The organism is Aeromonas sp. 604282, from assembly GCF_049170575.1.
Taxonomy (GTDB): Bacteria; Pseudomonadota; Gammaproteobacteria; order Enterobacterales; family Aeromonadaceae; genus Aeromonas; species Aeromonas veronii_A.
Window position 1 is genome coordinate 166,969 of record NZ_JAAKMV010000006.1, and the last position, 26,760, is coordinate 193,728.

Here is a 26,760-nt window from a genome sequence, read left to right on the forward strand (position 1 = left end):
GGACCAGCCCTGCATAGTAGGCACACTGGTTTCACCGTCATTGGAGCAATGGACATGAGAACTCCCAATATCACCTTTATCGGCGCAGGCTCTACCATCTTTGTGAAGAACATCCTGGGGGATGTGTTTCACAAACCGGCCCTGAAAAATGCCAACATCTCCCTGATGGACATAGATCCACAGCGGCTGGAAGAGTCCCAGATTGTGGTGCGCAAGCTGATGGATTCCAGCGGTGCCAAGGGGCTGTTCAGTTGCCATACCGAGCTGAAACCTGCGCTGGCAGGGGCCAACTTTGTCATCGTTGCTTTCCAGATCGGCGGTTACGAGCCCTGTACCGTGACCGATTTCGAGGTGTGCAAACGCCACGGTCTCGAACAGACCATTGCCGATACGCTTGGGCCCGGCGGCATCATGCGGGCACTGCGCACCATCCCTCATCTTTGGCGGGTGTGCGAGGTAATGAGCGAGGTGTGCCCCGACGCCACCATGCTCAACTACGTCAACCCGATGGCGATGAACACCTGGGCCATGTATCAACAGTTCCCTCATATCAAGCAGGTGGGACTGTGCCACTCGGTGCAGGGAACGGCGCACGAGTTGGCCCGTGATCTCGGCATCGATCCGGCGACCTTGCGTTATCGCTGTGCCGGTATCAACCACATGGCCTTCTATTTGACCCTTGAGCATCAGCTGGAGAGCGGCGAATTCGTCAATCTCTATCCCGAGCTGCTGGCTGCCTATGAAGCGGGGACTGCCCCCAAACCCGGCCTGCACCACAACCAGCGTTGCCAGAATCTGGTGCGCTACGAGCTGTTCAAGAAGTTTGGCTACTTTGTTACCGAATCTTCCGAGCACTTTGCCGAGTACACCCCCTACTTCATCAAGCCGGGACGCCCCGATCTCATCGAGCGCTACAAGGTGCCGCTCGACGAGTATCCCAAGCGCTGCGTCGAGCAGATTGCCCGCTGGCAGGATGACCTCACTGCCTATCGTCAGGCCGAACGGGTCGAGGTGCCCGAATCGAACGAGTATGCGAGCGTCATCATCAACTCCCTCTGGAGCGGTGAGCCCAGCGTCATTTATGGCAACGTCAGAAACGACGGCCTCATTACCAACCTGCCGGATGGCTGCTGCGTGGAGGTGCCCTGTCTGGTGGATGCCAACGGCATTCAGCCCACCGCCATCGGTCGGCTGCCAACCCATCTGGCCGCCCTGATGAGCACCAACATCAACGTGCAGGCGCTGGTCACCGAGGCGATCACCGAGCGCAAGCGGGAAAGCATCTACCATGCAGCCCTGCTCGACCCCCACACCGCAGCAGTGCTTGGCATGGACGAGATCTACGCCCTGATCGACGAACTGATTGAAGCCCACCGCGGCTGGTTGCCGGAGTGGATTCACGGCTGAGCAAGAGCCCCCTGCGGGGGGCTTAACCCCCAAGGAGATAAACCATGAGCGTCTCGCTGAAAACCAAGTTGAGCTATGGCTTCGGGGCCTTCGGCAAGGATTTTGCCATCGGCATCGTCTACATGTACCTGATGTTCTATTACACGGATGTGGTGGGGGTGTCGGCTGCCTTCGTCGGCACAATCTTTCTGATTGCCAGGATTTGGGATGCGGTCAATGACCCCATCATGGGGTGGATTGTCGACAATACCCGCAGCCGTTGGGGCAAGTTCAAACCCTGGATACTGATAGGTACAGTGGTCAACTCCATCGCCCTGGTGATGGTGTTCAGTGCCCACTATTTCGAAGGGACGGCCCTGCTCGTCTATGTGGCCATCACCTACATCCTGTGGGGCATGACCTATACCCTGATGGATATACCCTTCTGGTCGCTGGTGCCAACGTTGACCATCGACAAGCACGAGCGCGAGGCACTGGTTCCCTATCCCCGCTTCTTTGCCAGTCTATCCTGGCTCATTACCGGTGCCATCGGCCTCAAGGTAGTGGACTATTTTGGCCAGGGGGACAAGGCCCACGGTTTTCTGATGTTCACCTTCATCCTGGTCGCCTTCTTTCTTGTCTCGACTCTGGTCACCCTGCGCAATGTTAAGGAGCGCTACAGCTCGGCCGCGACCCCCACTGTCAGTCAGCAGCGCACCACCATCATGGATTCGGTCAAGCTTATTTTCCGCAACGATCAGCTCACCAGCGTGCTGTTTATGGCGCTCAGCTACAACGTGGCGAACAACACCATCACCGCCTTCGCCATCTACTACTTTACCTATGTGATTGGTCAGGAGTCCCTCTTTCCCAGCTTCATGATGTACGGGGGCATCGCCAACCTGATCACCCTGATGATCTTCCCGCGGCTGGCCCGCTTCATCTCGCGGCGGGTGCTCTGGGCGTTGGCCTCACTCTGCCCCATAACGAGCTGCCTGATGCTGATGTATATCGGTTTCATTGCTCCCCAGAATGTCGCGCTGATCATCCTCTCCGGCATCCTGCTCCACATAGGTACCGCCCTGTTCTGGGTGCTGCAGGTGATCATGGTCGCCGACACGGTCGACTATGGCGAGTACAAGCTTGGCACCCGCAACGAGAGCATCGCTTACTCGGTGCAGACCATGGTGGTCAAGGCTGGCTCGGCCTTCGCCGGCTTCTTCATCGGTGTCATGCTGACTCTGGTCGGTTATGTCCCCAATGCGGTGCAGAGTGCCGAAACCCTCTTCGGCATGCAGGCCATCATGGTGGTGCTGCCGGCCATCTTCTTTGCCCTGACCCTGTTTGTTTACTTCCGCTTCTACAAGCTCAACGGCCACTACCAGAGCAAGGTGGTAGATCATCTGATGTGCAAATATGAATCCGAAAGTATCGAGGCTAAGCAGGCGCAGGCGGCGGCCAGCTGATCTCTTCCACCTATAACGCCGACCTTGGGGTCGGCGTTCATCATCAAAGGAGTTGAACATGGGATATCCAATGAGTCGCCGGGCCCGTCTCTCATGCGCCATGATGGCGGCAGGCATCGCTACCCTCTGTGCGCAGCCGGCGGTCGCCGCCGGAGTGGAGGCAGCATCGCAACCGGCCGTGCATCTCAGCTCTTCCAGCACAGAACTGGCGGAAGGGTTCAATTGGGCGGCCGCCAAAACGGCGCAGTTCATCATGACCGGCCAGCGTGGCGTCACCAACAAGGACGAGTACCACCCGGAGGGGGATGGCACCGGTCTGCATGACTACATCCCCTCCTACTGGGCCGGCTATTACGATCGCACTGCCTTTTACGGACGCGACTTTGCCCATCAGGTTGCCGGTGCCGAGATTGCTGGCTGGCGCGCCGAGAACTTTTCGATGTTCAAGGTGTTTGCTCGCAATGCCACCGACGCGCGCAAGTGGTATACCCTCTGGGCCTTCAACTTTGATGGCTTTCCCCACACCATCGACTACAAGGACGACAGCTGGTTCGTGCGCGAGGTGCCCGCCCAGTTCGAGTTGGTGGAGAAGGCTTACCACGCCTACCTCTGGAGCGGCGATCGCCGCTATATCGAGGATCCCGAGCTGTGGTCCTTTTACGGCAAGGTGCTGACCGACTTCATCGCACTGCATGATGAGCAGCACCCCAACGGGATCGCCGAGGGCAAGGGAGGTATTTTCCAGGGATCCTGCACCTACAACGAGCGGGGTGAGCACCCGATAGAGGCAGCCGATGCCATCGGCTCCCAGTATCAGGCGACGCTGGCTTATGCCGCTATGCTGCAGGCTCGCGGTGAAAAGCGGGCGGCGCAAGTCTGGCAGCGCAAGGCGGTGCTGCTGAAGCTCTACTTCAACGAGGAGTGGAGCCGGGTTGCCGGGGATGAGCAGGGCCACTATGCCCGCATCCTCGACAGCAATCTCAGCAAGCGCAACGATTTTGGCAAGGAGAACAGCTGGTTTATTCCGATGAAGCGGCTATCAGAGCCGGGGCCGCGCAATGACCGCTATCTCGACTTTATCAGCGAGATGGTGGGCGAGGGGAGCGGCTCGACACCACAGGCACCCGCCAACATCGAGGCCTACACCTATCTGCCGGATACCTATTTCCCCTATCAGCGCAACGAGGAGGCGTGGCGCTGGATGCGCTACATTCTGGCCAAGCGAAATCTCCCCCATGAGCGGCCTAGTCAGGGCACCAATGGCGACTATCCGGAGATCTCCTTTACGCTGGTGTCGCAGACCGTGGAGGGGATGATGGGGGTTGAGCCGGATGCGGCCGCGCACCGAGTGGCAACCCTGTCCCGATTGCCCGCTTTCATCGACTGGGTAGCCATCGAGCAACTGCCGGTCGGGGCCCACCGGTTGTCACTGCGCCATGAGGGCGTTACCGCCAGCAAGTTGGGCAACACGGGGCCGCGCGCGCTGTTCTGGGAGGCCCGCTTCCCGGGCAACCACGGATTCCTGCTGGTGGATGGCAAGCTGCGCAAGGCGCGTATGCAGCGCCTCAACGGAGTCACTGTGAGTGCGGTCGAGGTGACTGTGCCGCCGGGTGGACGAGTGAATGTATCGGTACCGTCCCGCTAAGCGGTGAGAGATTGAGTCAGGGGGGGCGTGAGCCCCTTTTTTATTTGGGAATTTACTGCGAAGAGTTGGCCCGTTCCCGACTCAGTTGGCGGTAGCGACTCGGTGTCAGCCCCAGATAACGCTGGAAGGTCTCATAGAAGCGGCTGCTGGAGTTGAAACCTGCCGTCAGTGCGACATCGAGGATGGTGCGGTCGGTATCGCTGAGCAGGGCTCTGGCATGGTTGATCCGCATCGCGGTGACGTACTGCTTGATGCTCATCTGCATCACCTTCTGAAACAGCCCCATGGCGTAGTTGGGGTGCAACCCAACATGATCGGCCAGCTCCCTGGTGGTGAGCGGGGCATCATGGTGGGCGGCAATGTATTCGAGCATCTGCTGCACATGGAACTGGGAGTGTTTTGAGGCACCCGTCGTCGTCCCCTGATTGCTGTGGTTGGCGAGCAGGCGGCTCCAGCCATCCAGCCCTAGGCGCCGCAACATCATGCAGATCTCGTCGGCAACCAGTTGCTGACGGCCAGGGTCATCCATCCGGCTCTCCGTGACCCAGCGGGTCAGTTCAAACTCGCTCACCAGCATGGCTGATCGCGACTGCAGTACGCCGCCATGGGTGACCTGATTCAGCAGCTCCCGATTGATGGGCCAGGAGAGAAACAGATGGATCGGTATATTGATGAGACCCATCTGCGAGCAGTGGCCGATACGGGTCAGCTGATGGGGGATGGCCGCCCAGAACAACCCTGCATGCCCTGCCGCTAGGGTAAAGGATTGGCCATTCATGGTGTACTCCACATCACCGTCGAACGGGATGTTGACTTCCACCTGGCCATGCCAGTGGTAACCGGCCATCTCGTGGGGAGCCCGCAGTTCCACATCGATCGCCTCATAAACGGAGTAGAGCGAGAGGGGGCTGCTTAGCCCCTCATCGGTCTCGTGCACGCTGGAAAAGTAGGGGCGTTCAAGCTTCGTCATCATGCAGGCATCGTTATCAGGTGGATTGAAGAGACCCTGTTTGTATCACCATTCCGAGTCTCTGCCTGTGGCGGTCGTTCCGTTATTGCATCTTGTGGTGCACCAGAGCAGGAAACTGCCGGTGAACTCACAGTTGGGGTATGCAGGAGACAGCGGGGTGGCATGCTCTACCCCTGTTGTCCCCTGCTCTGCGATGTCATCTGGACACCAGCCGCTCCAGTCCGGTGAGTGCTTGTTCCAGATAGCTGCGCGGGCAGCCCAGATTGAGGCGAATAAAGCCCTGCCCCCCTTTGCCAAAGCCGATCCCCATCGACGGGACAACTCTCGCCTCTTCGATAAGCCGCTGTTTCAGCTCATCGTCATCCAGCTCCAGCTGGCGGCAATCGATCCAGGCCAGATAGGTGGCATCGGCCTCCATCAGTTGCAGACGGGGCAACCGGGTTGCCAGCTGCTCGGCAAACCAGTGGCGATTATCTGTCAGATAGGCGAGCAGCCCGTTTAGCCATGCCTCGCCGTGCTGATAGGCCGCAGTGGCAGCCTCCATGGAGAGCGCATTGAATACATCCAGACCATGGGCATCGAGACGCTGTTTGAAGCGCTGGCGCAGCGCAGGATCCGGGATGATGAAGTTGGAGATGCGCAGCGAGGAGAGACCGAAGCTCTTGCTGGCAGAGGTCGCCACCACCATGTTGGGCAGCAAATGGGGCGGCAGGGAGAGCACCGAGGTGTGCCGATGGCCAGCCAGTTGCAGATCGGCCCAGATCTCGTCTGATACCAGCGTCACGCCGTGTTGCTGGCACAGGGTCGCCAGTTCATAGAGCTCGGTGAACGTCCAGCTCCTGCCGGTCGGGTTGTGGGGATTGCAGAGGATCATCATGGCGGGGCGCTCCACCATGAAGAGACGTGCCAGCTGCGGCAGATCCATCTCGTAGCGATTCCCTTTTCGCAGCAACGGGTTATCTAGCAGTCGTCGCTCGTTCAGCGCGATGATCTTGGCAAAGGAACCATAACAGGGGCCCTGGACAACAATCCCTTCTCCGGGTTGTGTCAGCATTTGCAGTAGCAGCGAGATGCCGGGGATCACCCCCTCGACGGAGTGGATCCACTCCCGTTCTATGGTGATCTGATGGCGCCGGGCAAACCACTGTTGTATGGCGCTGAAGTAGTCATCCCGTCGCTCGCTGTATCCGAATACGCCGTGGGCGACCCGCCGTTGCAGTGCCTGCTGCACGGTTGGTGGACAGGCAAAGTCGAAATCGGATACCCACATGGGTAGAAGATCGCTGCCGTCGATGCCAAGGTACTGGGGCATACAGTCCCACTTGATGGAGTTGGTATTGTGGCGATCAATCACTTGGTCAAAGTTGTGCTCCGGCATCTTATCGCTCCTCCGCCACTGTCATGGTCCGCGGCTCCTCTGTCACCTCTTTCCGGTCTGCATAGGCGATGCCAATACCGGTAAAGCCGTAGCCCAGGGCAAAGAAAAGGGCGGCATAGCACTGGATGGCCCAGGGGAGGTAATCGAGCGTCGGGATGCCAAGGGTGCCCGCCATATAGACACCAGCAGCCGTCCAGGGGATCAGGGGCTCAATCACGGTGCCCGCATCCTCTATGGTGCGGGAGAGGTTCTTGGTATCCAGCCCCATGCGACGGTAGGCGTCCTGAAACAGCTCGCCCGGGATGAGCAGGGCCAGCTTGCCGTCACTGGTGGCACCGGTGACCAGCAGGGTGGTGGCAATGGTCGAGGCGATCAATTGGCCAGTGGAGTGAATAAGGGTCAGCAGGCGATTGATGATGAGGTCGAGCGCCCCCGTCAGGGTCAGTACACCGGCAAAGGAGAAGGCGCAGAAGACTAGTAGAATGGTGCTCATCATCGAGAACATGCCACCGCGATTGAGTAGGCGGGGGATATCGGGGAGCAGCTGGCTGACGTCATGACCCTGCGGGGTGAACATGGTGAGGTTGAAGCCGTCGATCAGGGCATTGAAACCGGACTGTAGCGGCAATCCCTGCAACGTAATCCCGAGGATAATGGCGATGGCGCTGGCCAGCAGCATCAAGGGAATAGTGGGCTTCTTGGCGATCGCCCCCCACAGCACAATCAGCGGGGGCAGCAGCAGGAGAGGATTGAAGTGGTAGAGCTGCTCCAGTGTGGACAGGATGGTGATGACCTTCTCCGGTGTGGCCACCTCTTCACCGATGACTGAAAAACCGGCGACGAAGAAGACGCCGGCAGCCAGCAGGAAGCTGGGCAGCGTGGTCCAGAGCAGGTGCTGGATATGGGCGTAGAGGGTGGTATCGGCCACAATGGCGGCGAAGTTGGTCGAATCGGAGAGAGGAGAGATCTTGTCGCCGAAATAGGCGCCTGACACCACCGCCCCGGCTGCCGCTGCCAGCGAAACATCCAGACCGTGCGCAACCCCCATCAGGGCTACCCCGACGGTGCCCGCTGATCCCCAGGAGGTACCGGTACAGACCGAGACCAGACTGGTGATGAAGAAGGCCGCAATGAGAATGTATTGCGGGCTGATCAGCTTGAGCCCCCAATAGACCATGTAAGGGATGGTGCCGCTGAACATCCAGCTGCCAATCAATCCACCCACACAGACCAGGATCAGAATGACCGGCATCGCCTTGGCCAGCTTCTGGACGATGGACTGGATGATCTCGTCCCAGCTATATCCCTGCCAGCAGGCGAGCAGTGCGGTGAAGATGGCGGACAGCAGGAGCAGTGGCTCAATGCGCAATCCCATCAGAACATAGCCAACGATCAGGAGCCCCAGCATCACCAGAATGGGTAATGTGGCAAGCCCCAGGGTCAGGGTCTTTCTCTCTTGTTTCATCACAGTTGATCCATCGTTTCAGAACATGGCGCCATTGTGGGGCGAGCAGCCTGGTGGAAATGTGAGCCTTGCACGCCAGCCATGTAACCGGTTACATGGTGTTCTGGAACGTGATCATGGTCGCAGAAGGGGAGGTTGCGTCAGGGGGATAACCGACTCGCGAATGACCAGTGCAGGGGTGAACTCATGGATCTCCGGGCCCGGGTCCTGCTGTTGCAGTCGGGTGATGGCCAGCTCGGTAGCCCGTTTGGCCATGGTCTCAATGGGGTAGTGCAGAGTGGTCAGTGTCGGGTAGAGGTAGCGGGCCAGCATGATGTCATCGAAACCGATAATCGACAGGTCTTCAGGGATCCGTCGCCCGCATTTCCTCAGGTGCGACATCATGCCTGCCGCCATCACATCGTTGAAAGTGAGCACGGCGGTTACCTCGGGGCACTCAGCAAGCAAGCGCGCCGCCGCCTGTTCGCCCCCCTCCTCGGTAAAGGGCTGGCTGATAACCCACTGTGGTTTGAGTGCCAGATAATAGTGAGCCATTCCTTGCTCATATCCCTCCAGGCGGAGCTGCCGATCGGCGATGGGCAAATCACAGGTGATGAAGCCGATCCGGCGATGACCTTGAGCCACCAGATGGTCGACGGCGGCTCGGGTGCCTGCCCGGTTGTCCAGCCAGACACTGCGGTGAGCCAGCTCGGGCAGATAGCGATTGATGGGAATGAGTGCTGGCATGTGTGAGGCGTAACGGAGCAGCAGTTCGTCAGAGAGGCGAGTGGTATGGGCAACGATGGCTTCGCAGCCCTGATTGATCAGAAACTCGAGCCCATACTGCTCCTGCTCGCTTTGATGGGACCCGCTACAGACCATCAACCGAAAGCCGTGCTGCCGGCTGATGGCTTCTACTCCGCGGGCCAGTCTGGCAAAGAAGGGATCGGCCAGATTGCCGGTCAACAGGCCGAGCATATTGCCGCTGCGTTTTGCCAGAGCCACTGCCGCCATGTCGCGTCGATAGTCGAGCGCACGCATTGCTTTCTCTACCCGTTCCCTGGTCGCCGGTTCAACATGGGCAGAGTTATTGATCACTCTTGAGACGGTTGCCGTCGAGACCTTGGCGAGGGTTGCGACCTGTCTGATGGTGGCCATCTGATTGCCTTGTTCATACTCCGGAGATAAGGGGCTCTCTTATAACGACAACTCGGTATGTCAGCTACCTCTTGCGGTTCGCTTTACTGCGATTTGTGATCGGAGTGGCACATTGGTGGTTTGCAAGGCGAATGAGATAAAGAGGTTAAGGGAAGGAGCAGAGACGATGCGGGGTGTACTATCACCAGATGATGGCAGAGGGGGATAAGCAAAGAGGCCGCCGTGAGTTGCGGCCTGTCTGCATCGGGCGCTGCCGGAGGGCAGGCAGGATCAGTTGAGGTCTTCGATGGAGAACTCGCCAGCGATACCATCACAGGAGATGGCGAAACCGCCGCTGAAGCGGGTGCTGAACTGGATCAGAAACGCATCATTGTCGTGCTCTTGCACAGGCAGGTTGATGGGCTTGCTACGACGCAGGGGCTTGTGTGTTTGTACTGCTTTCATCATGGTATTTCTCTATATAAATTAGGTGTTTGCTCCTTGTATTGGCAAATGTCAGGTCAATGGGCGCGGTCGATTGGGTGAACGACAAGCGCGCAGGAATACCCAGCCCGGTTAAGGGGCGTCTGCACTTTCAAGGAATATGCTGATGCATAAATCAAATTGGGTGGGCAGATCGGGTCTGCACCGTGAGAGCCGGGCAACGCAGGCAGACAGCCTGACGGTTCTCAAGGCGAGTAAATCAGAAGAAGGTTATGCGGGTACTGGCAGGATTCATCGTGAGGTGAAGCATTGCAGGGTAAACATAAACAGGGCTGATTAACTAGCCGGCGCGCATTCTCTCCTCGAAATGAATAAAAAGCAAACAATAATTTGCCGATGTTGAAGTCAGTACGCTTTTCCTCTGTGTAATCAAGGGGCTATCAGCAGCAAATATTCGCAACTATCCGCCATAACAAGAGGGCTCCCGACGGGAGCCCTCTCTCATTCTGCAATCAGCACAGTGGGCCGACTCAGTAGTCGCCACAGGCCTTTTTGGCAGCCGTGATCATCGGGGTGATGGTCATGCCTTGCACCACGATGGAGAACATCACCACCGAGTAGGTCATCACCAGGATGACCTGACGCAGGTCGACGCCATGTTCCGGTATCATCATGACGCCGGAGGGGAGTGCCAGTGCCATCGCCATCGCCAGACCACCGCGCAGGCCACCCCAGGTGAGGATCCGCACCGAGAAGGTGTTGTAATTGCGGAATCGGCGGAAAGCCACATAGGGCAGCGACACGCTGATAAAGCGGGCACCCAGGCAGAGCGGCACCGCAATGACCAGCAGGATCCAGTCACGCCAGGCGAGATCCAGCAGTACCAGCGCCAGACCGATCAGCAGGAACAGCAGGGCGTTGAGGAACTGGTCCATCAACTCCCAGAAGTGATCCAGGTGATGGCTGCTCTGCTCGGAGAAGCCGGAGTGACGGGTCCAGTTGCCGATCATGATGCCGGTGACCACCATGGCCAGTGCGCCAGAGACGCCGATCATGTTGGCAAAGGCAAAGCCGGCGGTCGGGATGCAGAGGGTCAGCAGCAGCTCCAATGAACCGTCGTCGGTGGCGCTGATCATCACGTGGGCGATGAGGCCCAGCACTGCGCCGAACAGGATGCCACCGAGGGCTTCGTGCAGGAACAGACCGGCTACGCTACCGAAGGTGGGCTCGACACCGCCAAAGGCGACGGCAAACACGGTAGCGAAGATGACGAGGCCAACACCGTCGTTGAACAGGGATTCCCCTTCGATCTGGATGGCGATCTGGGGTGGCGCTTTCATCTTCTTGACGATGGCCAGTACGGCAATCGGGTCAGTGGGGGAGATCAGCGCGCCGAACAGCATGCAGTAGACCAGCGGCAACTCCCAGCCCAGCAGCTTGGCGATAAACCAGAAGCCGTAGCCGATGAGGAAGGTGGAGAGCAGGGTGGCAATGATGGCCAGAATGGTGATCTCCCACTTCTGGCTACGCAGCGCCTTGAGGTTGATGCCAAGGCCACCGGCGAACAGCAGGAAGCCCAGAATCCCCTTCAGCAGGAAGTTCTGGAAGTCGATGCTCTCCATGGTCTTGACGGCAAGAGGTTCCAGATTGAACCAACCCAGTTTGCCAAACAGCACCAGCAGTGCGGAGATCAGCATGGAGCCCGCAGTAATGGCGATGGTGGTCTGGATCTTCACAACATACTGGTTGGCAAAGGCGATAAAAATCGCCAACGCTGCCAGAAAACAGAGTGTGTAGTAGACGCTCATAGTTATTTTTTTCTCGTTGGTAGACAGCAAGCACGTATTCCTATGCAGGACGGGCATAGGTTACTCTCGGGCCCTATGTTACTCATTACCCATAAATGAGTATATGGCGGCGTGTTTGGACTGATAGACGGCTAGATTTCCATTTTATTTGTTTGCTGTTAGGATGCTGTTTACGCAGTTGCATGGATGTAAGAGGAACACGCGGTGTCGAACGTAATGTCGAGCAGAGAGCCGAGCAAGCAGTCGGACGTAACAAAGAAGCTGGAAGCCTGCCTCAGGGAGCGGATCCTGATCATCGACGGGGCCATGGGCACCATGATCCAGGGCTACAAGCTGGGGGAGGCGGATTATCGGGGTGAGCGGTTTGCTGACTGGCATACCGACATCAAGGGCAACAACGATCTGCTGGTGCTGACTCGTCCGGCGGTGATCCGCGAGATCCACGAGCAGTATTGCGCTGCCGGGGCCGACATTCTCGAGACCAACACCTTCAACGCCACTCGCATCGCCATGGCCGATTACGAGATGGAAGAGTTTTCCGCCGAGATCAACCGGGAAGCCGCCCGTCTGGCCCGCGCCGTGGCAGACGAGTGGACGGCAAAAGATCCCGCCAAGCCGCGTTTCGTAGCAGGGGTGTTGGGCCCGACCAACCGTACCGCCTCCATCTCGCCGGATGTGAACGATCCCGGCAAGCGCAACGTCACCTATGACCAGCTGGTGGCCGCCTACACCGAATCGACCCATGCCCTGATCGAGGGCGGCGCCGACATCATACTGATCGAGACCATCTTCGATACCCTCAACGCCAAGGCCGCGGCTTTCGCGGTGGAAGGGGTGTTCGAGGTGCTGGGCTACAGCCTGCCGGTGATGATCTCCGGCACCATTACCGACGCCTCCGGTCGTACCCTCTCGGGCCAGACCACCGAAGCCTTCTACCACTCGCTGCGCCACGTCAAACCGGTTTCGTTCGGCCTCAACTGTGCGCTTGGGCCAGATGAGCTGCGCCAGTATGTGGAGGAGCTGTCGCGCATCAGCGAATCCTGCGTCAGCGCCCACCCCAACGCCGGTCTGCCCAATGCGTTCGGCGAGTACGATCTCGATGCCGTCGAGATGGCGGAGCATATCCGCGAGTGGGCCCAAAGCGGCTTTCTCAACCTGGTCGGTGGCTGCTGCGGCACCACCCCGACCCATATCCGCGCCATGGCGGACGCCGTGGCGGGCATCAAGCCGCGCGTGCTGCCCGAGCTGCCGGTGGCCTGCCGCCTGTCGGGTCTCGAGCCGCTGATCATCACCCCTGAATCCATGTTCGTGAACGTGGGTGAGCGCACCAACGTTACCGGTTCAGCCAAGTTCAAGCGGCTGATCAAGGAGGGGCTCTACGACGAGGCGCTCGATGTTGCCAAGCAGCAGGTAGAGAACGGCGCCCAGATCATCGACATCAACATGGACGAGGGGATGCTGGACGCCGAAGCTGCCATGGTGCGCTTCCTGAACCTCATCGCCGGTGAGCCTGACATCGCCCGGGTGCCGGTGATGATCGACTCCTCCAAGTGGGAGGTGCTGGAGGCGGGCCTCAAGTGCGTGCAGGGCAAGCCGGTGGTCAACTCCATCTCTATGAAAGAGGGGGAGGAGAAGTTCATTCAGCAGGCGAAACTGCTGCGCCGCTACGGCGCCGCCGTCATCGTGATGGCGTTCGATGAAGCGGGGCAGGCCGACACCCGCGCCCGCAAGTTCGAGATCTGCCAGCGTGCCTACCGGATCCTGGTGGATCAGGTCGGTTTCCCGCCGGAAGACATCATCTTCGATCCCAACATCTTCGCGGTAGCGACCGGCATCGACGAGCACAACAACTACGCGGTGGACTTCATCGAGGCGGTGAAGGACATCAAAACGCACCTGCCTCACGCCATGATCTCCGGTGGCGTCTCCAACGTCTCGTTTTCGTTTCGCGGCAACGAGCCGGTGCGCGAAGCCATTCACGCCGTCTTCCTCTACCACGCCATCAAGAACGGCATGGATATGGGGATCGTCAATGCGGGTCAGCTCGCCATCTATGAAGACATTCCAGCGGAGCTGAAAGAGAAGGTCGAGGCTGTGGTGCTCAACCTCAATGACAATGCCACCGAGGAGCTGCTGGCCATCGCCGAGAAGTATCGCGGTGCCGGTGCCCAGGCTGAGGATCCGCGGGATCAGGAGTGGCGCAGCTGGCCGGTGGGCAAGCGGCTGGAGCACGCGCTGGTCAAGGGGATCACCGACTTTATCGAAGAGGATACCGAAGAGGCACGCGCTGGCGCCGAGAAGCCGCTGCACGTCATCGAAGGGCCGTTGATGGATGGCATGAACGTGGTCGGCGACCTGTTCGGGGCGGGCAAGATGTTCCTGCCGCAGGTGGTGAAATCGGCCCGGGTGATGAAGCGGGCGGTGGCCTATCTGCAGCCCTATATCGAGGCGGAAAAGTCGGGTGGCTCCAGCAATGGCAAAATCGTGCTGGCGACCGTGAAAGGGGATGTGCACGACATCGGCAAGAACATCGTCGGGGTGGTGCTTCAGTGCAACAACTTCGAGATTGTCGACCTCGGGGTTATGGTCTCCTGCGAGACCATTCTCAAGACTGCGCGTGAGGTCGGCGCCGATATCATCGGGTTGTCTGGTCTCATCACCCCCTCGCTGGACGAGATGGTGCACGTGGCCAAGGAGATGGAGCGTCAGGGTTTCAAGCTGCCGCTGCTGATCGGCGGTGCCACCACCTCCAAGGCCCACACTGCGGTGAAGATCGAGCAGAACTACTCGGAGCCAGTGGTCTATGTCTCCAACGCCTCCCGTGCGGTAGGGGTGGCCCAGAGCCTGCTCAGCCCGGATCTCAAGGAGGCATTTGTCGCCCGCATCGACAAGGAGTACGAGATTGCCCGGGAGCAGCATGCCCGCAAGCAGCCGCGCTCCCGCCCGGTCAGTCTGGCCCACGCCCGCGCCAACCGGCATCAGCTGGATTGGGTTGGCTATCAGCCCCCCAAGCCCCGCGAGCTCGGGGTGCAGAAGTTCGAAGATGTGGCCATTTCGGTGTTGCGCCCCTACATCGACTGGACGCCGTTCTTCCTCAGCTGGGAGCTGGCGGGCAAATTCCCGCGCATCCTTGAGGACGAGATCATCGGCGAGGAGGCGACCAAGCTGTTTGCCGATGCCAACGCCATGCTGGACCAGCTGGAAAAGGATCAGAGCGTGCGCTGCGCCGGGGTGATCGGCCTGTTCCCGGCCAACGCGGTAGGGGACAGCATCGAGGTCTACAGCGACGAGTCCCGCACCGAGGTCATCAAGGTGCTGCATCACCTGCGCCAGCAGAGCGAGAAGCAGGGCTTCCCCAACTACTGTCTGGCGGACTATGTGGCGCCGAAAGAGAGCGGCAAACCGGACTGGATCGGCGCCTTCGCGGTGACCGGCGGTATCGGTGAGGAGGCCATCGCCAAGGCTTACAAGGCGCAGCACGATGACTACAACGCCATCCTTATTCAGGCGGTGTGCGACCGTCTGGCCGAAGCCTTTGCCGAGTACCTGCACGAACAGGTGCGCAAGGTGCACTGGGGTTATGCTCCCGACGAGGCCCTCAGCAACGAGGAGCTGATCCGCGAAAACTATCAGGGCATCCGTCCGGCGCCCGGTTATCCGGCCTGCCCGGAGCACACCGAGAAGGGGTGCATCTGGGAGTTGCTGGAGGTGGAGCAGGCTATCGGTATGCAGCTCACCGAATCCTACGCCATGTGGCCGGGGGCTGCGGTATCGGGCTGGTACTTCTCCCACCCCGAGAGCAAATACTTCGCGGTGGCGCAGATCCAGCACGATCAGGTGGAAGATTACGCCGCCCGCAAGGGTATGACGCTGGCCGAGGCCGAGCGCTGGTTGGGGCCAAACCTGAACTGATTTCCGCGTGACACCGGTTGATCTTTAACGAGAAACGGCGGCATCCTTGCACGGGTTGAACAACCTGCGCAGAGCCGCCGTTTAACCTGTTGGTCACAGTGACCGGGTTGCGTGCGGTTTGGCGTGGTTTGTCTTGTTGTCAGGATAAACAATTGGCGTTGTCTTGGCGCTGTGGCACCTTATACTCTCCCGCCCCATCCTGCCCAGGCACAGCCTTCTAGCGGAATTGTCATGAAGATCGCCATTTTATCCCGTGAGCCGAAAAACTACTCCACCCGCCGTCTGGTCGAGGTGGCGCAGGCGCGCGGTCATCAGGTAGAGGTGCTCGACACCCTGCGCTGCTATATGAATATCGCTTCCCACAACCCCTCCATTCACTACGAGGGTGGGGAGCTGGGAAGTTATGACGCCGTGATCCCGCGGATCGGGGCCAGCATTACCGCCTACGGCACCGCCGTGCTGCGCCAGTTCGAGATGATGAACACCATGGCCCTCAACAGCTCGGTGGCTATCAGTCGTTCCCGCGACAAGCTGCGGGCGATGCAACTGCTCTCCCGCCATGGCATCGGCCTGCCCATCACCGGCTATGCCCACAGCACCCACGACGTGCCCGACCTCATCACCATGGTGGGCGGGGCGCCGCTGGTGGTGAAGCTGCTGGAGGGAACCCAGGGGATTGGCGTGGTGCTGTGCGAGACTCAGAAGGCCGCCGAGAGCGTGATCGAGGCCTTTATCCAGACCAACAACAACATTCTGGTGCAGGAGTATATCCGCGAGGCCAATGGCGCCGATATCCGCTGTCTGGTGGTCAACGGTAAGGTAGTTGCCGCCATGCGCCGTCAGGCCCAGCCGGGAGAGTTTCGCTCCAACCTGCACCGTGGCGGTACCGCCGAGGCGATCAAGATCACCCCGGAAGAGCGCGCCACCGCGGTGCAGGCCGCCAAGATCATGGGGCTGGATGTGGCGGGGGTGGATATCCTGCGTAGCGCCCGCGGCCCGCTGGTGCTGGAGGTCAACTCCTCCCCCGGCCTGCAAGGGGTGGAAGCTGCCTCCGGCAAGGATGTTGCGGGCAAGATCATCGAGTTTCTCGAACTCAAGGCGAGCCGCAAGAACAAGCCAGCGGAGTGAGCCTTAGGCTTGCATCTGTCAGATAGAAACAGGGCGCCCTCGGGCGCCTTGTTGCTATCTGGCTGGTGGGTTGGCGGTGCCACTGCGCCCTCACCCTAATCCTCTCCCAAAGGGAGAGGGAACTCTCCGGCGGCGATCATCGCCAGCCGGGCGCTAAATACGCCATCCTCCAGCCGGGTGTCGATCTGCCAGCCCAGCTTCTCGCAGATGCGCTGGATGATGGTGAGGCCACAGCCGTAGCCGAGGATCTGATCCGGCGCCGCCGCCGTCGGGTTGCTGATGGTGAGCACCGGGCCGCACAGCTCGATGTCGATATGTCCCTCTGCATAGCTCAGGGCATTTTTCAGCAGGTTGCCGAGGGCGATGGCGAGCAGGGAAAGGGGGGCGTTTACTTCGCTGCTCTCGTCCAGATTAAGCCGGATATCGAGTGCCTCCCGCTGCAATAGCGGGGCGAGGCGGGCCAGCTCCTGACGGATCAGCGGGGTCACCTGCTGCAGCGGTCGCTCCACTGCCTCCTTGCGGCCCAGCAGCAGGAAGGTCTCGGTGAGCAGCGCCATCTCGTCGGCGGCGGCGCGGATGCGGGTGGTGGCGCGGGCGGCCGGTGCGGGCAAGTCCGTCACCTTGCCGAGCAGGGCGGCCGAGCCCTGGATCACCATGTTGGGGGTGCGCAGCTCGTGGCTAGCGAAGCGACTGAACTCCTGCTCGCGAGCGAATACGGCGCTCACCTCCTGCTTGCCGGCCAGCAGCGCCAGCTCGATATCCCGCAGCTCCTGCCAAGGGGCGTCAGGCTCGAAATCCGCCTGATCCGGGGTGAGGTGGGCGACCCTCTGTTGCAGCCGTTGCAGCGGCCCCGTGATATGGCGCACCAGCCAGATGCCGAAGCCGAGGCAGGCGAGCAGCAGGGTCACCCCGATCAGCCGGGTCGCCAGATGCAGCTTGTCCTCGTAGGGGTCGAGGTAGTCGTCTGCGTCGTCGTTGAACACCAGATAGAGCAGTCCCTCGCCGGAGGGGTGACGGGCCACCAGAAAGTGTTTGTCCTCCTTGCCCAGTTGGTGCTCGAAAAAGCCGGGAGTCTGGTAGGGCTTCAACCACTTGGGTAAGCGGCCCGCCTCGGTCCAGTAGCTGGAGAACTGTCTGGGGCTTGGAGCCGCCGCAGCCGGGCCGAGTCGCAGCCAGTCATCGCTGTAGCGGGTCACTTCGGCTTCCAGCCAGTGGCGCAGGCTCAGCTCCTCCATCTTGTCTTCGGCCACCAGCATCAAGCCGGAGAGCAGGATCAGCAGCACCACCCCGGCGCCGCCGAGCGCCATGATCAGGCGGCGGCGCAGGCTCGGCAGACTCATGCGCTCACCAGTCGGTAGCCCTGACCGTGCAAGGTCTCCAGCATGGGTGTGGGGAAGGGTTTGTCGAGCGCGTTGCGCAGGGCGTAGATATGGCTGCGCAGGGCATCGGAGTCGGGCTCCTCATCCCCCCAGACGGTGTCGAGTACCTCCTGACGGCTGACGATGGCGGGGGCGCGGCGGGCCAGCAGGGCGAGGATCCGGAACGGGATCTTGCCGAGCTTGAGGGGCTCACCGGCCCGGGTGGCGCGGCCGCTGGCGACATCGACCGTCAGATCGCCAAAGCTGATGGCCCCCACATCGCCGCGCGGGCCGCGCAGACTGAGGGCTTGCAGCCGCACCTCCAGCTCCTCCATGGCGAACGGCTTGACCAGATAGTCATCCCCTCCCGCCTTGAAGCCTGCCAGCTTGTCTTCCAGGCTGTCGCGGGCGGTGAGAAACAGCACGGGAGTGGCAATCCCCTGCTCGCGCAGGCGCGCCACCGTGCTAAGGCCATCGAGGCGCGGCATCATCACGTCCATGATGATGACGTCAAAACGCTGCTCCTCCAGCAGTTGCAGCGCCGCCTGACCGTGATAGGCACAATCGAGGCGGTGACCGGCCAGCTCCAGATAATCCATGATGGTTTCCGCCACCTGAGGATTGTCTTCCACTACCAAAATCTTCATGCTTTGCTCTCCTGGTTGGTGAGCGTTTCACGCTCTTTTCACACCGGATTCGGCATCCTGTTTGCCAGTGTAACCCCGAGGATCCCTGATGAAGAAGTCTCTCTGCGCCCTCCTGTTGCTGATCTTGTTGCCACTTGGCACCGCACAGGCGACCGAATTCAAACTGACCGGCCGCACCACCTGGCAGCTTGGCCAGTTGATGGTCAACGGCATGCCGTTCGTGATCGACGACCAGACCCGCTTCAAGGATTGGCTCAACGAGGATGATCTCGGCGGTACCTGGGTCGAGATGAAGGGGGTGGTGGAGAACGGCGTGCGCTATGTGCGCAAGGTCGAAGCCCTCGACGAAGATGACAAGGACGAGATGGATCTGGAGGGGCCGGTGGAAGGGGGGCGGATCTGGGGCTACACCACTTCGGATAACAGTCTGGCGCCGTTTGAAGGGCGCTGGCTTGAGCTGGAGTGCAAGTTTGACGGCATGCGCCTGAGCCGCTGTCGCGAGGATGACTGATCCGATCTCTGCGTTCCGATTAGAAATGCTCCCGAATGAAGCCCATGCTTGTCCAGCATGGGCTTTTTGTTCAGGGACGAACGAAGATGGAACAATCGAGAAAGTGGTGTGCATGGATGCTGGGTGTGCCGCTCTGGGCGGCGCAGGCGGGAGCCGACGAATTGTGGCTGGTGGAGCTGGAGCACAGCGACGGCATCCGCCTGCAATTTCAGGGGGCCGAGGTGGAGCAGGGCAGTGCCGCCATCTGGCGGCAGGGGGAGATTTGGCCGCAGCCACTCAAACCCGGCGACCAGCTCGCTCTGCTGGTGGCTGATGGCGTTGCCACCCGGATTGAGCTGCTGGCCGCCAGAGCCCCGCTGGTCAATCAGCCCTGGCGGCGGGCGCAAGATCGCCTGCAATCCTTCGATGACCGGCAGCTCACGCTGGCCACCCTGGGCACTGTGCGACTCAATCCGCAGGTGCGCTGGGTCAACGGTTCCGCCGCCGATCTGCATGCCGGGAGCGAGCTGGTATTGATCCGTTCGGCGGATGGAATATTGAAGGGAATTGAAGTGATCAATCCGGAAGAGTAATTCAGCATCATCTTATTTAATATGGTTTCACCATATTGTGGCAGCCATTAAATAATGGCTGCCACAATATTTATGATTTATTCCTCAATAAAGTCATCGCTCTAATTATTTTCTTATACCACCATTATTTTGTTTGTCATGGATGTTTTTTGGTGGTTTATTTTATTTGTGTCAGGTTTTGTCGGAGTCCATACCTGTCAAATGAAAAAGGATATTTCTACACAATAACAATTATCGTATGTCTGAAAGAGGGATAAATGATGAATAGAATAATTACCGCCAATCTGGCGTTTTTGGCGTCTTCATTGATGCTCGCTCAGGTGCAGGCGGCTGAACCTGTCTACCCTGATCAGGTCAAGTGGGCGGGTCTTGGCACGGGCGTCTGTGCCAGTGGTTATCGTCCTCTGACCCGCGATGAAGCCATGAGTATCAAGGGTAATCTGGTCAGCCGCATGGGGCAGTGGCAGATCACCGGGCTGGCGGATCGCTGGGTGATCATGGGGCCGGGATATAATGGCGAAATCAAACAGGGCACTGCCGGAGAAACCTGGTGCTATCCCAACTCACCGGTTTCCGGAGAAATACCGACACTCTCTGACTGGAATATTCCGGCGGGTGATGAGGTCGATGTGCAATGGCGGCTTGTCCACGACAATGATTATTTTATCAAGCCAGTCAGTTATCTCGCCCATTATTTGGGATACGCCTGGGTGGGTGGAAATCATAGCCCCTATGTCGGGGAGGATATGGATGTTACCCGGGTTGGCGATGGCTGGTTGATAAAGGGAAATAATGACGGCGGCTGCTCCGGATATCGTTGCGGGGAGAAGAGCTCCATCAAGGTAAGCAACTTCTCATATACCCTGGAACCCGACTCCTTCAGCCATGGTCAGGTCACCGAGAGCGGCAAGCAGCTGGTGAAGACCATCACGGCCAATGCGACCAACTACACGGATCTGCCTCAGCAGGTGGTGGTGACCCTGAAGTACGACAAGGCCACCAACTGGTCGAAGACCGACACCTACAGCCTGAGCGAGAAGGTGACCACCAAGAACAAGTTTCAGTGGCCGCTGGTGGGGGAAACCGAACTGGCCATCGAGATCGCTGCGAGCCAGAGCTGGGCCTCCCAGAAAGGGGGCTCGACGACCGAGACCGTCTCGGTTGAAGCGCGCCCCACGGTGCCGCCTCACTCCAGCCTGCCGGTGCGGGTTGCCCTCTACAAGTCCAACATCTCCTACCCCTACGAGTTCAAGGCCGAGGTCAATTATGACCTGACCATGAAGGGCTTCCTGCGTTGGGGCGGCAATGCCTGGTATACCCATCCTGAGAATCGCCCGACCTGGGAGCACACCTTTGCCGTCGGCCCGTTCCGCGACAAGGCGAGCAGCATCCGCTACCAGTGGGACAAGCGTTATATCCCGGGTGAAGTGAAGTGGTGGGACTGGAACTGGACCATCAGCGAGTATGGTTTGTCGACCATGCAGAATAACCTGGGTCGTGTGCTGCGCCCGATCCGTTCGGCAGTGACCGGTGACTTCTATGCCGAGAGCCAGTTTGCCGGCGATATCGAGATTGGTCAGCCCCAGACTCGTTCCGCGAAGTCTGCCCAGCTGCGCAGTGCCTCTGCCGATGAGGTGGCGCTTACCGGTGTGGATCTGGACAGCGAGGCTCTTGCCAACGAAGGGTTTGGCAATGTATCCCTGACCATAGTTCCGGTTCAATAACCTCCCTCACAGGCCCCTTTCATAGGGGCCTGTTTCTGTTCTGCGCAAGATGATGCACTTGCCCAGCGCCCCTCGATTTTCCCTCTTTTTCTCCTCTTGTCCCTGCATGATTACAACAGGAAGCTATGGCTTGCCAAGGTGATGCCAACGCAGGTTTGACCTGTACTTGGGGTGGCCCCGTGAGCGAGGCATCGTTCACTCATTTGTTGAAAGAGGCGTGTTGGCCAGATTGTTAACGGCTTGTGCTTTAAATTTTCCCCCTTATACTGGCGCCATCTTGTCGGAGTGCTGACCGTCGAACGACGCGAAGCTGAGACCGTTAATTCGGGATCCGTGGAACCTGATCAGGTTAAAACCTGCGAAGGGAACAAGGGTAACTTGCGGGTTACCGCGCCGGAGGAGGAGCAAGCCTCTTCCGCTCATCGAAGGGATCACCCTTGATGGGTCAGGGCGCACAGGAGGGAGTCTGTCCCGTCCGGTTGTCCAGCACGTGGGGCGCCTTGCCCACAGCGTGCAGAGAGCGGGAAGTGGCAGAACAGCAGAGCGGAGATCCATCCCGCGTGCACTCCCTCCCGAGATAAACACCCCGCCGCAAGTTCATCTTCTCCTCGAACTCCAGACAAGCAAATACCCATAACTTCAACCAGTTAATGTGAGTTTTGCTATGTCTACTTCTGTATCTGATACCACCAAATCCAGCCGCCGCGAGCAGCGCTCCAGCGCTCAGGCCTTTATCGACAGCCTCAAGGGGATGGCTCACCCCAACTCCCGCCGCATCTTTATCGAAGGCTCCCGCCCCGATATCCGTGTCCCGCTGCGGGAGATCCAGCTGGCCGATACCTTCGTCGGCGGCACCAAAGAAAATCCCCAATTCGAGCCCAACGAGCCGGTGCCGGTCTACGACACCTCTGGCCGTTACGGGGAGGAGGGGGTCGCCATCGATGTGCGCCGTGGCCTGCCGCGCCTGCGGGAGAACTGGGTGCTGGAGCGGGATGATACCGACGAGCTGCCGGGGCTCAGCTCCACCTTCACTCAGGAGCGTCTGGCCGACGAGGGGCTGGATCACCTGCGCTTCGAGTATCTGCCAAAGCCGCGCCGCGCCAAGCCGGGCCGCCGGGTGACCCAGCTCCACTACGCCCGCGCCGGCATCGTCACTCCCGAGATGGAATTTATCGCCATTCGCGAGAACATGGGCCGCGAGCGGGTGCGCTCCGAGCTCCTGCGCACCCAGCATCCGGGCCGCGATTTCGGTGCCCGCCTGCCCCAGAACATCACCCCCGAATTCGTGCGCGATGAGGTGGCCGCCGGTCGCGCCATCATCCCCAGCAACATCAACCACCCGGAAGCGGAGCCGATGATCATCGGCCGCAATTTCCTGGTGAAGATCAACGCCAACATCGGCAACTCGGCGGTCACCTCCAGCATCGAAGAGGAAGTCGAAAAGCTGGTCTGGTCGACCCGCTGGGGCGCCGACACCGTGATGGATCTCTCCACCGGTCGCTATATCCACGAGACCCGCGAGTGGATCCTGCGCAACAGCCCGGTGCCCATCGGTACCGTGCCCATCTATCAGGCGCTGGAGAAGACCAACGGCATCGCCGAAGACCTCACCTGGGAGCTGTTCCGCGACACCCTGCTGGAGCAGGCTGAGCAGGGGGTGGACTACTTCACCATCCACGCTGGCGTCCTGCTGCGCTTCGTGCCGATGACTGCCAAGCGCCTCACCGGCATCGTGTCGCGCGGCGGCAGCATCATGGCCAAGTGGTGCCTGTCGCACCACAAGGAGAACTTCCTCTACCAGCACTTTCGCGAAATCTGCGAGATCTGCGCCGCCTATGACGTGGCCCTGTCGCTGGGTGACGGTCTGCGTCCGGGCTCCGTCTATGACGCCAACGACGAGGCCCAGTTCGCCGAGCTGCGCACCCTGGGCGAGCTGACCAAGATTGCGTGGGAGTACGACGTGCAGGTGATGATCGAAGGGCCGGGTCACGTGCCGATGCACATGATCGAGCGCAACATGACCGAGCAGCTGGAGCACTGCCACGAGGCGCCGTTCTATACGCTGGGCCCGCTCACCACCGACATCGCGCCGGGTTACGATCATTTCACCTCCGGCATCGGCGCCGCGCTCATCGGCTGGTACGGCTGCGCCATGCTCTGCTACGTCACCCCCAAGGAGCATCTGGGGCTGCCCAACAAGGAGGATGTGAAGCTGGGGCTGATTACCTACAAGATCGCCGCTCACGCCGCCGATCTGGCCAAGGGGCACCCGGGCGCCCAGATCCGCGACAACGCCATGTCCAAGGCGCGCTTCGAGTTCCGCTGGGAGGATCAGTTCAATCTGGCCCTCGACCCCGACACCGCCCGTGCCTACCACGACGAAACCCTGCCGCAGGAGTCCGGCAAGGTGGCTCACTTCTGCTCCATGTGCGGGCCCAAGTTCTGCTCCATGAAGATCACCCAGGACGTGCGTGACTACGCAGCAAAGCTGGAGGCCGTTGAGATCAAGCTGGTCGGCATGGATGGCCAGCAGGAGCAGGTGGTGGCCGAGGTGGCGAGCGGCATGGCCCGCATGGCGGAGACCTTCAAGGAGACCGGCGGCGAGATCTACCATCAGGCGGCGGCGCTGAAACAGGCCGCAGGGGAGGAGGCGTGAGCAGCGCAAGCGGGGCTGTCAGCTCCGCCGACCTGTCGCCCGTGACGGACTCGCTACCTGTGGTCTGGACCATCGCCGGTTCCGACTCCGGCGGTGGCGCCGGCATTCAGGCCGACTTGCACACATTGCACGACCTCGGCGTACACGGCTGCTCGGTCATCTCCGCCATCACGGCCCAGAACTCGGTGGCGGTGAAGATGGTCGACCCTGTGCTGATGCAGACCTTCACCGCCCAGATTGATGCCCTCGGCGTCGATCTGCCGCCTGCCGCCATCAAGATCGGTCTGCTGCCGACCCGGCTCCATGTGGAGGTACTGGCCCGTCGACTGGCAACTATCGAAGCTCCCTTCGTGGTCTACGACCCGGTGGCCATCGCCAGCAGCGGCACCCCGATGGCGGAGCCCAATATGCTGGAGGCGGTGCGCGAGCAGCTGCTGCCACGTCTGTCGCTTATTACCCCCAACGGCCCCGAACTGGAAGCACTGACTGGCTTGCCGGTTAGCAGTCCCGAACTGGTGCGCCTCGCCGCCCGCCGTCTGCGTGAACTTGGTGCCCGCGCCGTGCTGGTCAAGGGCGGCCATCTGGAGTGGAGCGGCGATCTCTGCCTCGATTACTACCAGGATGAGACCCGCGAATTCTGGCTGGCGGCGCCGCGCCTCGATACCCGCCATGGCCACGGCACCGGCTGCTGCTACGCCAGCGCCATCGCCGCCGTGGTGGCGCAGGATTATCCGGTAGAGGACGCCATTACCCTCGCTCGAGCCTACCTGCAACAGGGGCTGGCGGCGGCGCAGGGAGTGGGGGCAGGCCCCGGCCCCATCGCCCATCTCGGCTGGCCCGCCGATCTTGCCCACTTCCCTCGCGCCGTGCTGGCGGGTTCAACACTCGATCGCCGCTTCGGATTGTATGAGACAAGCAGCGCCCGCCTGCCGCAGGGCCCCTTCGCGCCGACTGAACACAACCTCGGCCTCTATCCGGTGGTCGATTCGGTCAAGTGGCTGCGCCGCCTGCTGGGGCAGGGGGTCAAGACCATCCAGCTGCGGATCAAGAATCTGCCCGCCGCTCAGGTGGCACCGGCCATTCGTGATGCGGTTGAGCTTGGTCGCCGCCATGGGGCGCGACTCTTTATCAACGACTACTGGCAGCAGGCCATCGAGGCGGGCGCCTGGGGCGTGCATCTGGGGCAGGAGGATATGGAGACCGCCGATCTCGCCGCCATTCAGGCGGCCGGGCTGCGCCTTGGCATCTCCACTCACGGTTACTTCGAGCTGATGCGGGCGCGCGAGCTGGCCCCCTCCTATATCGCGCTGGGCCATATCTTCCCGACCAATACCAAGGCGATGCCTTCGCGCCCGCAGGGGCTGGTGCGGCTGTATCGCTACCGCGGCCTGATGGCGGAGTGGCCGACGGTGGCCATCGGCGGCATCAGCGAGGAGCGGGTGGCGGCGGTCAAGGGGAGCGGGGTCGGCAGTATCGCGCTGGTCTCGGCCATCACTGCCAGCGACGACTGGCAGGGGGCGACCGAACGGCTGCTCGCGGCCGTGGGGGCAGGGGATGAGCCGCGCTCGGCCACTGTTATACGGGAGGCAGAACATGCTCTCTGATGCTGAGTATTTGCGATACGGCCGCCAGCTGATGCTGGCGGAAGTGGGTGAAGAAGGGCAGGCACGGCTGAAAGATAAGTCCGTGCTGATCGTGGGCTTGGGCGGGCTTGGCTCGCCGCTCGCCCTCTATCTGGCTGGCGCCGGGGTGGGCACCTTGTGGCTGGCCGATGGCGATACGGTGGACTCCAGCAATCTGCCGCGCCAGATCCTGTTCGATGTTGATGCGGTCAACCACTCCAAGGCGGAGCTGGCCCGCGAGCGCTTGGCTGCCCACAACCCGCTGGTGGAGCTGATCGCCATCAACCAGCGGCTCGATGCCGCCAGCCTGCCGGAGTTTGTGGCCGAGGTGGATCTGGTGATCGATTGCTGCGACAACCTCGCCACCCGCCAGGCCATCAACGCCGCCTGCGTGGCTCAGGGCAAGCCGTGGATCTCCGCCGCCGCAGTGGGTTGGCAGGGGCAGCTGATGGCGCGCACCAGCAGCGATCACGCCTGCTACACCTGCCTCTATCCGCTTGATACCAAGGTGAGCCAGAGCTGCGAGACCAGCGGCGTCACCGGCCCGTTGGTCGGGGTGATGGGCTCTTTGCAGGCGCTGGAGGCATTGAAACTGCTGCTCGGGATGCCGAGCCCGGTCGCTGGCACATTGCGCCGCTTCGATGCTTTGACTCATCAGTGGCAGACCCTCACTCTGGCTCCCGACCCCGATTGCCCGGTTTGCGGACAGCGCCGATGCCCGACACACGATAAGGAGATCACCCCATGACCCTCACCATTCGACTCAACGATAAAGCCCAGTCGCTGGCGGCAGGGCAGAGCGTGGCCGACCTGCTGGCGGCGCAAGAAGTTAATCCACAGGGAGTGGCGGTGGCCCTTAACGGCGCCGTGCTGCCCCGTGGCCGCTGGGCCGAGACCCGTCTCAATGACGGAGATGAACTCCACCTCTTTACCGCCATTGCGGGAGGCTGAC

20 protein-coding genes and 1 riboswitch are annotated in these 26,760 nt (G+C 60.6%); of the genes, 12 read left to right on the forward strand and 8 right to left on the reverse strand.

The window, feature by feature from the left end; translation table 11 throughout:
• Positions 1–54 precede the first annotated feature (54 nt).
• The 3 genes from G5367_RS09720 to G5367_RS09730 are packed head-to-tail and all read left to right on the forward strand — an operon-like array spanning position 55 to position 4,497.
• On the forward strand, positions 55–1,407 hold the full coding sequence (locus G5367_RS09720; RefSeq protein WP_421244936.1) for an alpha-glucosidase/alpha-galactosidase: 1,353 nt from the start codon (positions 55–57) through the stop codon (positions 1,405–1,407).
• Positions 1,408–1,451: 44 nt separating this feature from the next.
• Positions 1,452–2,852, forward strand: a complete 1,401-nt coding sequence (gene melB / locus G5367_RS09725; protein WP_421244935.1) for a melibiose:sodium transporter MelB — start codon at positions 1,452–1,454, stop codon at positions 2,850–2,852.
• 58 nt (positions 2,853–2,910) lie between these two features.
• Positions 2,911–4,497 (forward strand): hypothetical protein, encoded by a 1,587-nt coding sequence (locus tag G5367_RS09730; RefSeq protein ID WP_421244934.1) that lies wholly within the window; start codon positions 2,911–2,913, stop codon positions 4,495–4,497.
• Between the two features lie 52 nt (positions 4,498–4,549).
• On the opposite strand, the gene melR is transcribed toward G5367_RS09730, so the two are convergent.
• From melR to G5367_RS09760, 6 genes are all read right to left on the reverse strand, one after another.
• Positions 4,550–5,470: a transcriptional regulator MelR gene (gene melR, locus G5367_RS09735; protein ID WP_421244933.1), complete on the reverse strand. Its 921-nt coding sequence runs from the start codon at positions 5,468–5,470 to the stop codon at positions 4,550–4,552.
• A gap of 193 nt (positions 5,471–5,663) precedes the next feature.
• Entirely contained in the window at positions 5,664–6,845 is a 1,182-nt protein-coding gene (locus G5367_RS09740) for a MalY/PatB family protein (protein WP_421172684.1), read from the reverse strand.
• Position 6,846: 1 nt separating this feature from the next.
• Positions 6,847–8,310, reverse strand: coding sequence for a Na+/H+ antiporter NhaC (nhaC, locus tag G5367_RS09745; RefSeq protein WP_421244932.1), 1,464 nt, complete (start codon positions 8,308–8,310; stop codon positions 6,847–6,849).
• 114 nt (positions 8,311–8,424) lie between these two features.
• The gene (locus G5367_RS09750) at positions 8,425–9,447 is read right to left on the reverse strand and encodes a LacI family DNA-binding transcriptional regulator (protein WP_421244931.1); all 1,023 of its coding nucleotides are present in this window, start codon (positions 9,445–9,447) and stop codon (positions 8,425–8,427) included.
• A gap of 270 nt (positions 9,448–9,717) precedes the next feature.
• Positions 9,718–9,894, reverse strand: coding sequence for a hypothetical protein (locus tag G5367_RS09755; protein ID WP_005340085.1), 177 nt, complete (start codon positions 9,892–9,894; stop codon positions 9,718–9,720).
• A gap of 506 nt (positions 9,895–10,400) precedes the next feature.
• Positions 10,401–11,678 (reverse strand): cation:proton antiporter, encoded by a 1,278-nt coding sequence (locus G5367_RS09760; protein WP_021231596.1) that lies wholly within the window; start codon positions 11,676–11,678, stop codon positions 10,401–10,403.
• 216 nt (positions 11,679–11,894) lie between these two features.
• Here G5367_RS09760 and metH point away from each other — a divergent pair, with 216 nt between their 5' ends.
• Both metH and rimK read left to right on the forward strand, forming a co-directional pair.
• A complete protein-coding gene (gene metH / locus G5367_RS09765; protein ID WP_421244943.1) occupies positions 11,895–15,590 on the forward strand; it encodes a methionine synthase in 3,696 nt (1,231 codons plus the stop codon).
• A 231-nt stretch (positions 15,591–15,821) separates the two neighbouring features.
• Positions 15,822–16,718: a 30S ribosomal protein S6--L-glutamate ligase gene (gene rimK / locus G5367_RS09770; RefSeq protein WP_005340088.1), complete on the forward strand. Its 897-nt coding sequence runs from the start codon at positions 15,822–15,824 to the stop codon at positions 16,716–16,718.
• A 95-nt stretch (positions 16,719–16,813) separates the two neighbouring features.
• Here the strand turns inward: rimK and G5367_RS09775 are convergent, their stop codons facing one another.
• Positions 16,814–18,058, reverse strand: coding sequence for a sensor histidine kinase (locus G5367_RS09775; RefSeq protein WP_421244930.1), 1,245 nt, complete (start codon positions 18,056–18,058; stop codon positions 16,814–16,816).
• Positions 18,055–18,723, reverse strand: coding sequence for a response regulator transcription factor (locus G5367_RS09780; RefSeq protein ID WP_005340090.1), 669 nt, complete (start codon positions 18,721–18,723; stop codon positions 18,055–18,057). The genes G5367_RS09775 and G5367_RS09780 overlap by 4 nt, the downstream gene beginning before the upstream one ends.
• Before the next feature lie 88 nt (positions 18,724–18,811).
• Here G5367_RS09780 and G5367_RS09785 point away from each other — a divergent pair, with 88 nt between their 5' ends.
• From G5367_RS09785 to thiS, 7 genes are all read left to right on the forward strand, one after another.
• Positions 18,812–19,234: a hypothetical protein gene (locus G5367_RS09785; protein WP_005340092.1), complete on the forward strand. Its 423-nt coding sequence runs from the start codon at positions 18,812–18,814 to the stop codon at positions 19,232–19,234.
• Between the two features lie 86 nt (positions 19,235–19,320).
• On the forward strand, positions 19,321–19,806 hold the full coding sequence (locus G5367_RS09790; RefSeq protein ID WP_376901790.1) for a hypothetical protein: 486 nt from the start codon (positions 19,321–19,323) through the stop codon (positions 19,804–19,806).
• Positions 19,807–20,066: 260 nt separating this feature from the next.
• The gene (aerA, locus tag G5367_RS09795; protein WP_236368271.1) at positions 20,067–21,530 is read left to right on the forward strand and encodes an aerolysin AerA; all 1,464 of its coding nucleotides are present in this window, start codon (positions 20,067–20,069) and stop codon (positions 21,528–21,530) included.
• A gap of 271 nt (positions 21,531–21,801) precedes the next feature.
• Positions 21,802–21,914: riboswitch (TPP riboswitch) on the forward strand.
• Between the two features lie 280 nt (positions 21,915–22,194).
• Positions 22,195–24,186 carry a phosphomethylpyrimidine synthase ThiC gene (gene thiC, locus G5367_RS09800; protein ID WP_421244929.1) on the forward strand — a complete coding sequence of 664 codons (1,992 nt, stop codon included), beginning with the start codon at positions 22,195–22,197 and terminating at the stop codon, positions 24,184–24,186.
• Positions 24,183–25,790 carry a thiamine phosphate synthase gene (gene thiE, locus G5367_RS09805; protein WP_421244928.1) on the forward strand — a complete coding sequence of 536 codons (1,608 nt, stop codon included), beginning with the start codon at positions 24,183–24,185 and terminating at the stop codon, positions 25,788–25,790. Before thiC ends, thiE begins: the two co-directional genes overlap by 4 nt.
• Positions 25,780–26,556: a HesA/MoeB/ThiF family protein gene (locus G5367_RS09810; protein ID WP_421244927.1), complete on the forward strand. Its 777-nt coding sequence runs from the start codon at positions 25,780–25,782 to the stop codon at positions 26,554–26,556. The genes thiE and G5367_RS09810 overlap by 11 nt, the downstream gene beginning before the upstream one ends.
• The gene (gene thiS, locus G5367_RS09815) at positions 26,553–26,759 is read left to right on the forward strand and encodes a sulfur carrier protein ThiS (protein WP_219595039.1); all 207 of its coding nucleotides are present in this window, start codon (positions 26,553–26,555) and stop codon (positions 26,757–26,759) included. The genes G5367_RS09810 and thiS overlap by 4 nt, the downstream gene beginning before the upstream one ends.
• Position 26,760 lies beyond the last annotated feature (1 nt).